This window comes from Arthrobacter sp. RIT-PI-e (genome assembly GCF_001187915.1).
In the GTDB taxonomy this organism is placed as follows: Bacteria; Actinomycetota; Actinomycetes; order Actinomycetales; family Micrococcaceae; genus Arthrobacter_D.
This window is the reverse complement of record NZ_LGIU01000040.1, coordinates 1-10,230: the sequence shown is the minus strand read 5'-3', so window position 1 is coordinate 10,230 and position 10,230 is coordinate 1. Positions and strand designations below refer to the sequence as shown.

The following is a 10,230-nucleotide window of genomic DNA, read 5'->3' as shown; positions in this document are numbered from 1 at the left end:
ACCACGAGCTGGGCGGCCATCGCGATGCGGAAGGAGGTCAGTGCATAGAGGTCCCCGCCGGAGACACCGCTGCGGAGGAGGACGTCGAGGACCACGCCGATGACGAACATGGACAGGAGCGAGGCCGTGAAGCCGCCGATGTTGACGATGCCCGTGGCCGTCCCGATCCTCGCGGCGGGGGTGAAGGGGCGGGCGAAGTCGAAGGCGATCATGGACCCGGGACCGCCGATCGCCAGCGCGACCACCAGCACCACGAGGAGCGGCAGGGGCGCCGGACCCGGGTACAGCAGCACGGCGAGCCAGGACGCGGCGATGAGCGCGGCGATGGCGAGCACCATGGTGGACCGGCGCAGCGGGTGGCGCCCGACGTAGCGTCCGAGGAGCGGGCCGCACGCGATCCCGACGACCACGAAGAGCGTCATGAGGGCCGACGCCGCCGCCTCCCCCACCTGCTCACCACGGACGAGGTACGGGTACCCCCACATCAGCACGAAGACGGTGCCGGGGAACTGGATGGTGAAGTGGGACCACAGGCCCAGCCGCGTGCCGGGCTGCTTCCACGCCTGCGCCAGCGAGACGCCCGTCTCCCTCAGGGTCTGCGGCACCTTCACGTCCCCCGGGAACGGCGTGTCACGGATGACCGCGAGCGCGAGGACCGCGGCGAGGACGGACAGTGTAGCCGCCGCGAGGAAGGCCGACCGCCACCCGAAGGTGGCGAGCACGGCGACGAAGGGGATCACGGAGACCACCTGCCCGAGCTGTCCGATGATCCCCGTCCACTGGGTGAGGATCGGGATGCGCCGGGCCTCGAACCAGACGGGCAGGAGCCGGAGCACGCAGATGAAGGTCGCGGCGTCCCCGGCCCCCACGAACAGGCGTCCCACGATGCCGGCCTCCACGGAGGTGGCGAAGGCGAGCTGGGCCTGTCCGAGCGCCATCAGGACCGCGCCGCCGACGATCAGCGCCCGCGGGCCCCACCGGTCCACGAGGACACCCACGGGGACCTGCAGGCCCGCGTAGACGAGCAGCTGGACCACGGTGAACACGGACAGCTGGGAGGCGGAGGCGCCGAAGCGGTCGGTCGCCTCGAGCCCGGCGACCCCGAAGGTGGTGCGCTGCGTCACGGCGATCAGGTAGGCCGCGACGCCCGCTGCCCACACCAGGAACGCCCGCGAAGAAGTCACGTCCCCATTATCCCCGCCCGCTCCCGGTCGGGAGGACGCGCGAGGACGTCCGGTTCTCGCGCCCGGGCCGGGAGCGAGCGCACGGATCAGGTACCGGTGCGCCCGTCCGGGCCCGCAGGTCCGCCGTCGTCGTGCCGTTCCGCCGACGTACCGGCACTCCCGGGCGCCCGGTCGTCCACGTGCTCCGCCTCCCACAGCAGCGTGGTCTCCTCCTCGGCCTGCGGACTCGCGAGATAGGCCTCGACGGCGGCGCCCAGCTCCTCGGCGCTCGCCAGTTCGCTGTTGTCCTTCACCAGCAGGGAGCGGCGCTCGGCGCCGTCGGCGTACTCGTCGTACCGCTGCTCGAGGGAGGAGACCACCGACTGCACCTCGGAGGAGTTGCCCACCTGCCGGGCGATCTGCCGCTCCACGTCGCGTCCGCTCTCCCGCAGTCGGTCCGTCGGGAGCACGAGGCGCGAGGTGGCGCCGAGGTACTCGAGGCCGGCGACGGCGGCGGGCGGGTACTCGGCCTCCGCGAGATAGTGCGGTACATGGATCACGTGCCCGACGACGTCGTACCCGGCCTCGATGAGCCGCAGCTCGAGCACGTGGCCGATGGAGGCCTGCAGCTCGGCCGTGGGGCGCCAGGAGTTCATGCCCTCGATCAGGTCGGGGCGGTTGCCGTGCAGTGTCACACCGATGGGACGGGTGTGCGGGACGGGCATGGGGATCGCGTGGATCCAGGAGACGAGGGAGACCTCGAGTTCACGGACCAGACCGGTCACGGCGCTCACGAACCGTTCCCACTGGAGGTCGGGCTCCACCCCGGTGAGGAGGAGGAAGGGCTCGCCCAGTCCGTCGTTCAGACGGAACAGTTCGAGCCGGTGCGGCCGGTAGTCGGTGAGGTGGTCCTCCACGAAGGTGATCCGGGGGCGCCTGCCGCGGTAGTCCAGCAGCTGGTCGGCGTCGAACTCCACCAGCTTCTCGTGGTCGAGGACCTCGAGCAGTTCCTGGCTGACCTGCTCGACGACGTGCCCGGCGTCCATGAAGCCGGTGAGGCTGATCAGCAGCGGGAGGCCCTTCGGTGCCGCCTCGCCGAGGATGTCGGCGTCGGTGTTGTACAGGGTGCGTGGATCCAGCATGACTCTCCTCCGGTCGGGTCCTGGGAGGTCCAACACGTGTGCGGCCCGCTTCATTCCGGAGAGGTCGGCCACGCCGGAGAGACTACGATCGTCAGGACGGTCCGGCGCCACCGGCTCCCGGGCCACCCGACGCACCAGGACAACCGTATGCATTCGAGGAGACGGATTTCGTGATCAAGACGAGCGAACTACACCTGACAGCTTCCGCGAAGGAGCTCAGGAAGATCCCGAGCGACGCGCTCGTGGTCGCGGTGGCCAAGGGACCCGACGGACCGGTGCTCCTCGAGAGCCCCCTCGACCCGACAGCTGCCCGCGCCCTCGGTGACTCGCTGCAGGTCCTCGGCGTCTCGGGCGCCGCGGACGAGGTGCGCCGGCTCCCGGGTCTGCCGGACACCGGCGCGGACTCCCTGGTGCTCACCGGTGTCGGTCCCGCAGTCCCCGGCGACGCGCTCCCCCCCGAGACCCTGCGCCGTGCAGCCGGTGCGGCCGTACGTCAGCTCAACGGACTCGAGACCGTGGTCCTGGCACTGCCCACGGGCACCGTGGCGCTCGCCGCCGCCGTCGCGGAGGGCGCCGCACTCGGCGCCTACCGGTTCGAGGGCCACAAGTCCGGGCTCCGGGCGGACGGCACCCCCGCACCCGCCAAGGACGACGCCGCCGTGCGTGCGGTGATCGTCCACACCGCGATCGCCGACGACCCCGACCTCACACCGGCCCTCGGGCGCGCCACGATCCTGGGCAAGAGCGTCAACGCCACCCGGTCGCTGGTCAACCAGCCGCCCAGCCACCTGTACCCGGAGAGCTTCGCGCAGGCCGCCAAGGACCTCTCGCGCGGGCTCCCGGTGAAGGTCACCGTGATGGACGAGAAGCGGCTGGAGCGTGACGGCTACGGGGGCATCCTCGGTGTCGGCAAGGGCTCCTCACGCCCGCCGCGCATGGTCAAGGTGGAGTACTCCCCCGCGAAGTCCGCGGTGCACCTGGCCCTCGTGGGCAAGGGCATCACCTTCGACTCCGGTGGACTCTCGCTCAAGCCGGCCGCCGGCATGATGACCATGAAGCTCGACATGGCCGGCGCCGCCGCCGTGCTCTCCACGCTGCTCGCCGTCGCGGAGCTCGGGCTGCCCGCGAAGGTCACCGCCTGGCTCTGCCTCGCGGAGAACATGCCGTCGGGTACCGCGCAGCGCCCCGAGGACGTCATCTCCATCTACGGCGGCCGCACCGTCGAGGTCCTCAACACGGACGCCGAGGGCCGCCTGGTCATGGCGGACGGTCTCGCCGCGGCAAGCGAGGAGGCACCGGATGCCATCATCGACATCGCCACCCTCACCGGTGCCCAGATGATCGCGCTCGGCAAGCGCACCTCCGGGGTGATGGGCGACGACGGCGTCCGGGACGCGGTGAAGGCCGCGGCGGACCGCGCCGGGGAGGACTTCTGGCCGATGCCGCTGCCCGAGGAGCTGCGCCCCAGTCTCGACTCGGACGTGGCGGACATCGCGAACATCGGCGAGCGCAACGGCGGCATGATGACCGCGGCCGTCTTCCTCCGCGAGTTCGTGGGCCAAGTGGACGGGGAGAAGATCCCGTGGGCGCACCTCGACATCGCCGGCCCCGCCTTCAACGAGGGCTCCGCGTTCGGCTACACCCCGAAGGCGGGCACCGGTGTGGGCGTGCGCACCCTCCTGGCCTACGTGGAGGACGTCCTGGCGCGGGCGGCGTAACCGCACCCGGGCGGGGTGTCCGTACCGGTCCCGGACCGGGTGCGGGCACCCCGCCGACCGGGTGTGTGCAGGCCCGCGTGCGTCGATGCACGTGAGCCTGCGCACATCCGGCCCGGGGCCGGCGTCCACCCGGGGGTTCGGGTGGATGCGTGCTTGTTCTGGGGATAGGCTGAAAAACAAGAGCACCACGCGCGTGCCACCGCACCGCGAAGTATCTGCAACCGACACATCAACCGACGCGCCCTGCGCGTCACCAGATCACGCGAGGGAGCGTTCACGTGGCCGAATCGGCAACTGCGCAAGAGTTCGACATCCTGGTACTCGGTGGAGGCAGCGGCGGTTACGCTGCCGCCCTCCGCGCGGTGCAGCTGGGCTTCACCGTGGGGCTCATCGAGAAGGGCAAGCTGGGCGGTACCTGCCTCCACAACGGCTGCATCCCCACCAAGGCCCTCCTGCACTCGGCCGAGATCGCCGACGGTGCCCGTGACTCGGAGAAGTACGGCGTGAAGGCCACCTTCGAGTCCATCGACATGGAGGCCGTCAACGCCTACAAGGACGGCATCATCGCGGGCAAGTACCGCGGACTCCAGGGCCTCATCAAGTCCAAGGGCATCACCGTGATCGAGGGCGCGGGCAAGCTCGCCTCCGAGAACACCATCGACGTCGACGGCACCGTGTACACCGGCAAGCACATCATCCTCGCCACCGGTTCGTTCTCCCGCAGCCTCCCCGGCCTCGAGATCGGCGGGAAGGTCATCACCTCGGACCACGCCCTTACCATGGACACCGTGCCCAAGAGCGTGCTCATCCTCGGCGGCGGCGTGATCGGCTGCGAGTTCGCCTCCGTGTGGAAGTCCTTCGGCGTGGACGTCACGATCATCGAGGGCCTGCCCTCCCTGGTGCCGAACGAGGACGCCACGATCGTGAAGAACTTCGAGCGTGCCTTCAAGAAGCGCGGCATCAAGTTCAACACCGGCACCCGCTTCAAGTCCGTGGAGCAGAACGACGACGGCGTGGTCGCCACCCTCGAGGACGGCAAGACCTTCGAGGCGGACCTCATGCTCGTGGCCGTGGGCCGTGGCCCCGTCACCCAGGGCCTCGGCTACGAGGAGGCCGGCCTCACCATGGACCGCGGCTTCGTGATCACGGACGAGCGCCTCCACACCGGCGTCGGTAACATCTACGCACTCGGCGACATCGTGCCCGGCCTGCAGCTCGCCCACCGCGGCTTCCAGCAGGGCATCTTCGTGGCCGAGGAGATCGCCGGGCAGAAGCCCGTGGTGGTCGCGGACCTCAACATCCCCAAGGTCACCTACAGCGACCCGGAGATCGCCTCCGTCGGGTACACCGAGAAGGCCGCCAGGGAGAAGTTCGGCGACGACCGCGTGGAGACCCACGAGTACAACCTCGCGGGCAACGGCAAGAGCTCCATCATCGGCACCGGAGGTCTGGTGAAGCTGGTCCGGGAGAAGGACGGCCCGATCGTGGGCGTCCACATGCTCGGGACCCGCATGGGGGAGCAGATCGGCGAGGCACAGCTGATCGTGAACTGGGAGGCCTACCCCGAGGACGTTGCCCCGCTCATCCACGCCCACCCCACCCAGAACGAGGCCCTCGGCGAGGCCCACCTGGCGCTCGCCGGCAAGCCGCTGCACGGCTGAGGCGCAGCACCCGAGCATCACGCCGGGCCCGGTCCACGCCCTGGGGGCGTGGACTAAGCTCGGCACCAGGAACACAAGAAACTCCAGCTGAACGGGCCACGCTCGTGGACCAGCTGCCCAGGAAAGATCTACGAAGGAGAAACGGGCGCATTATGTCTGAATCCGTGAACTTGCCCGCTCTCGGTGAAAGCGTCACCGAAGGCACAGTGACCCGCTGGCTGAAGCAGGTGGGTGACCGCGTCGAGGTGGATGAGCCCCTGCTCGAGGTCTCGACCGACAAGGTCGACACCGAGATCCCCTCCCCGATCGCCGGTGTGATCGAGGAGATCCTGGTCGCCGAGGACGAGACGGCCGAGGTCGGGGAGCCCCTCGTGCGGATCGGTGACGGTTCCGGAGGCGGCTCGGACGACTCCGCACCCGCGGAGGAGGCACCCGCCGAGGAGACCCCGGCGGAGCCGGAGGAAGCGCCCGCCGAGGAAACCCCTGCGGCCTCGAGCGCGGACACCGACGCAGATTCCTCGAGCGGTTCCGGCGAGGGCACCGAGGTCACCCTCCCCGCCCTGGGTGAGAGCGTCACCGAGGGAACCGTCACCCGCTGGCTCAAGGAGATCGGCGACGACGTCGAGGTGGACGAGCCCCTCCTCGAGGTCTCCACCGACAAGGTGGACACCGAGATCCCCTCCCCCGTGGCCGGGAAGCTGCAGGAGATCCTGGTCGGCGAGGACGAGACCGCCGAGGTCGGCGCCGTCCTCGCGGTCATCGGATCCGGGGCGTCCGCCCCGAAGAAGGCCGAAGCCGGCGCAGGTGACGTCGCAGCCGCGGCGCCCTCCGAGGACCGCGAGGCGCCGGTGGAGAAGGCCGAGGAGTCCCGCGCCCCGGAGGCATCGAAGAGCCCCGACAGCTCCTCGACGTCCTCCTCGGACTCGAGCAGCACCCCGCAGCCCACCGCTGCCGAGGAGTCGAAGTCCGCGTCCACCGATTCCGCGAAGGGATCGTCCTCGGATGATTCCGCCGGGTCCGACGCCTCCGCCTACGTCACGCCGCTGGTGCGCCGCCTGGCGAACCAGAACGACGTCGACCTCTCCTCCGTCAAGGGGACCGGGGTGGGCGGACGCATCCGCAAGCAGGACGTCCTGGAGGCGGCCGAGCAGCAGAAGTCGCAGCAGGCCGAGCAGGCACCTGCGCCCGCCGCCGAGGCACCCGCCGCGTCATCGGCTCCATCGAAGCCTGCAGCCCCCACGGTGGAACCCTCCAAGCTGCGCGGCACGGTCGAGAAGGCCCCGCGCATCCGCCAGACGATCGCCAAGCGCATGCGCGAGTCCCTCGAGGTCTCCGCGCAGCTCACGCAGGTGATCGAGGTGGACATGACCCGCATCACCAAGCTGCGGGCCGGGTCCAAGGACGCCTTCCAGGCACAGAACGGTGCCAAGCTCACCTTCCTCCCCTTCATCTCGAAGGCCGTCACCGAGGCGCTCAAGCAGCACCCGAAGCTGAACGCCTCCTTCGACGAGGAGAAGAAGGAAGTCACCTACCACGACGCCGAGCACCTCGCGATCGCGGTGGACACCGAGAAGGGCCTGCTGGTCCCTGTCATCAAGGACGCCGGCGACCTCAACCTCGGTGGCCTCGCCAAGAAGATCGCCGACGTCGGTGCCCGCACACGCTCCGGTCAGATCGGACCCGACGAGCTCTCCGGTGGGACGTTCACCATCACGAACATCGGCTCCGCCGGTGCACTGTTCGACACCCCGATCATCAACCAGCCGCAAGTCGGCATCCTCGGCACCGGCATCATCGTCAAGCGGCCCGTGGTGATCACGGGAGCGGACGGCGACGACACCATCGCCATCCGGTCGATGATGTACCTGAGCCTCACGTACGACCACCGACTGGTGGACGGTGCCGACGCAGGGCGTTTCCTGCAGACGCTGAAGGCCCGGCTCGAGGGCGGCGCGTTCGAGGGCGACCTCGGCCTGTAAGCCTCCCTTCCCCCTGCACCGGAAGAGCCGCGTCCCCATCCGGGACGCGGCTCTTCCGCATCTCGGGTGGATTCCCCGCACGTCCTGTCGCTCACCGCTCGCCGTCTCCCGGCGGTCGCCCACGGTGCTGCTCGGCCGTACCGGTGCCCCGCGGGCGGGGAACGGGCTGCGGGTGGCTGCATCACGGCGCGTCATGGCCCCTCACCCCTGACCTCCCTAGGATGGGAGGGAACCCGGAGATCCGCCCGGGCGCGGAGCATCGACCTAGGAGAGACATGCCCACCACTCGTACAGCCCACACCGTCTGGACCGGGGACCTACCCTCGGGCAAGGGCGAGGTCAGCTTCGACTCGTCCGGCCTCGGCACCTACGACGTCACCTGGAAGGCCCGCGCCGAGCAGTCCTCGGGCATGACCAGCCCGGAGGAGCTGATCGCCGCCGCACATTCGGCCTGCTTCTCCATGGCCTTCAGCAACGCCCTCGGCGAGGAGGGCACCACACCTGAGCGTGTCGAGACCAAGGCCGAGGTGGACTTCCAGCCCGGTACCGGGATCACCGCCATCCGCCTCGTCCTCGACGCCACGATCCCCGGCATCTCCGAGGAGGACTTCCAGCGCATCGCGGAGGCGGCCAAGGTGGGCTGCCCCGTGTCGCAGGCGCTGGCCGGCGTGAAGGACATCTCGCTCACCGCCACGCTCAGCTGACCCCGCCGTAGCAGCACCGAGCACAGGTGGCCCCCGCATCTCACGGGGTCACCTGTGCTCCCGCGGTGCCTCCGTACGGCCTCCAGGCCCGCCCTACCGGGTTCTCCGGGGAGGTTCTCCGGGGGGGGGGGGCGTCCGCCCGCGGACCGGAACGGTCCGTACGGGAGGACCGGGGATCGGACACGCCATGCGCTGCGTGTCGAATCACGGCACCCGGATGTCGATCCCTCCGAACAAGTGGTTCGATGGAGGTATGCGCATACTCCTCGCCGGGGCCTCCGGGACCATCGGAACAGCCCTCACCCGACAGCTCCGGAAGAACCACGAGGTGACGCGCCTCGTACGTCGTGCCCCGAAGGGGCCGGACGAGATCCGCTGGGACCCGGCCGCCGGAGAACTGGACGTCGCCGCGGTCGAGGGCGCGGACGCGGTGATCAACCTCTCCGGCGCGGGGATCGCCGGCGGCCTGTGGACGAGGAAGTACCGCGAGATCCTCTACTCCTCGCGCATCATGCCCACCCGCACACTCGTCCGCGCCATGCGGGAGGCCGTCGATCCTCCCCAGGTCTTCATCAGCCAGTCGGCCTCCGGCTACTACGGTGATCGCGGGGACGAGGTCCTCACCGAATCCGCCGCCTCGGGCCGGAGCCTCCTCGCGGACATCTGCCGGCACTGGGAGGAGGAGGCGCTGCGCGCACCGCAGGGCGTCCGCGTGGTCCTTCCCCGCACCGGCATCGTCATGGCTCCCGGCGGGGGTGCGCTACCGAACCTGCTCATCCCCATCCGGCTCTTCGCGGGGACCTCACTCGGATCGGGCCGCCAGTGGTGGCCCTGGATCACCCTGAACGACCAGGTCCGGGCACTGGAGTTCCTCCTCACCTCCTCCCTGTCCGGGCCCGTGAACCTCGGGTCCCCGAACCCGTCCACGCTGGACACCATCACCCTCCAGCTCGGCAGGGCGTTCCACCGTCCGGTCTGGTTCCGGGTACCGGCGGCGATCCTCACCACGGTCATCGGGCAGCTCGGACAGGAACTGCTCCTGGTGAGTGCGCGGATGGAACCGGAGGCACTGACCCGAGCCGGGTTCACGTTCGACGAGCCCACCCCCGAGGCGCTCGGCGCCTGGGTCCGACGCCAGGTCTGAGCCCCGCACCCCCCGACCTCCGTCCGTCTCAGGACGGCGGAAGCACCACCGTGTGGATACGCCATCCGGACCCGGAGTCCCACAGGACGAAGACGAGCTCCTGGAGGCCTGCGGCCATCAGCGGTACGGCCGCACCGTCGTCGGCCACTGCTGCGGCCTCGGTGTAGGACGACGTCGCCGCCGTGGCCCGGACCAGCGCCACCTCGGTACCGCCGGGCGGCGTGGCAACGGCCGGGAGAGCACCGAGGGGTAGGCCGGTCACCTCCTCGACGGTGAGGCGCATCGGGTCCCGCACCGTGATCGAGAGATCGTCGAGCGTCCTCCCGGAGCCGGCGAGCGCACCCACGGCATCGAGATCCGCCGCCATCGCCGGGGAGCCGCCCACGTCCACCGCCGGGAGGAGGTCGACGTCCGCCTCGGTGAAGGCACGGGCCCGCAGTGCGGCAAGTCCTCCCAGAGCCACGACCGGATCCGCGTCCAGCGCCGTGGTGGGAGCATCACCCGCGAAACCCTCACCCGCCGGGCCCCCCCCTGCCGGGTCCGGCCGGCCGCCCCGCCCGCTCGGGTCCCCCGCGCTGTCGATGTCCCCCGCACCCTCCGTACCGTCCCCCTCCCCGGGTGTGCCCTTCGGCCCCACCGCGCCGCCCCCGTCGGCGCCGCCGCCCCCGTCCGCCCGCCCCTGCCGGACCCCCGCGGCCGGCCCGCCACCGCCCGCCGGC

At 70.6% G+C, this 10,230-nt stretch carries 7 protein-coding genes and 1 pseudogene; 5 read left to right on the top strand and 3 right to left on the bottom strand.

All coding sequences use genetic code 11. The features are described from left to right. Both AC792_RS03760 and AC792_RS03755 read right to left on the bottom strand, forming a co-directional pair. A partial coding sequence (locus AC792_RS03760) for an MFS transporter (protein ID WP_082177371.1) occupies positions 1 to 1,184 on the bottom strand: 1,184 nt, incomplete at its 3' end. 86 nt (positions 1,185 to 1,270) lie between these two features. Beyond that, a complete protein-coding gene (locus AC792_RS03755) occupies positions 1,271 to 2,305 on the bottom strand; it encodes a proteasome assembly chaperone family protein (protein WP_082177370.1) in 1,035 nt (344 codons plus the stop codon). Between the two features lie 170 nt (positions 2,306 to 2,475). Here AC792_RS03755 and AC792_RS03750 point away from each other — a divergent pair, with 170 nt between their 5' ends. From AC792_RS03750 to AC792_RS03730, 5 genes are all read left to right on the top strand, one after another. Continuing rightward, positions 2,476 to 4,023 carry a leucyl aminopeptidase gene (locus AC792_RS03750; protein WP_049829241.1) on the top strand — a complete coding sequence of 516 codons (1,548 nt, stop codon included), beginning with the start codon at positions 2,476 to 2,478 and terminating at the stop codon, positions 4,021 to 4,023. A gap of 278 nt (positions 4,024 to 4,301) precedes the next feature. Further along, the gene (gene lpdA / locus AC792_RS03745) at positions 4,302 to 5,684 is read left to right on the top strand and encodes a dihydrolipoyl dehydrogenase (RefSeq protein WP_049829240.1); all 1,383 of its coding nucleotides are present in this window, start codon (positions 4,302 to 4,304) and stop codon (positions 5,682 to 5,684) included. 152 nt (positions 5,685 to 5,836) lie between these two features. Continuing rightward, positions 5,837 to 7,663 carry a 2-oxoglutarate dehydrogenase, E2 component, dihydrolipoamide succinyltransferase gene (gene sucB / locus AC792_RS03740; protein WP_049829239.1) on the top strand — a complete coding sequence of 609 codons (1,827 nt, stop codon included), beginning with the start codon at positions 5,837 to 5,839 and terminating at the stop codon, positions 7,661 to 7,663. Between the two features lie 275 nt (positions 7,664 to 7,938). Further along, entirely contained in the window at positions 7,939 to 8,367 is a 429-nt protein-coding gene (locus AC792_RS03735) for an OsmC family protein (protein ID WP_049829238.1), read from the top strand. 253 nt (positions 8,368 to 8,620) lie between these two features. Further along, complete coding sequence (locus AC792_RS03730) at positions 8,621 to 9,511, top strand: TIGR01777 family oxidoreductase (protein ID WP_049829243.1); 891 nt, start codon at positions 8,621 to 8,623, stop codon at positions 9,509 to 9,511. Positions 9,512 to 9,539: 28 nt separating this feature from the next. On the opposite strand, the pseudogene AC792_RS17210 reads toward AC792_RS03730, so the two are convergent. Then, positions 9,540 to 10,230, bottom strand: a pseudogene (locus AC792_RS17210) (hypothetical protein); the annotation flags it as partial.

What these genes read in the sequence shown, in the direction of transcription:
- AC792_RS03755 (WP_082177370.1), bottom strand. Translation starts at nt 2,305, where the DNA reads ATGCTGGATCCACGCACCCTGTACAACACCGACGCCGACATCCTCGGC.
- sucB (WP_049829239.1), top strand. Translation starts at nt 5,837, where the DNA reads ATGTCTGAATCCGTGAACTTGCCCGCTCTCGGTGAAAGCGTCACCGAA.
- AC792_RS03735 (WP_049829238.1), top strand. Translation starts at nt 7,939, where the DNA reads ATGCCCACCACTCGTACAGCCCACACCGTCTGGACCGGGGACCTACCC.
- AC792_RS03730 (WP_049829243.1), top strand. Translation starts at nt 8,621, where the DNA reads ATGCGCATACTCCTCGCCGGGGCCTCCGGGACCATCGGAACAGCCCTC.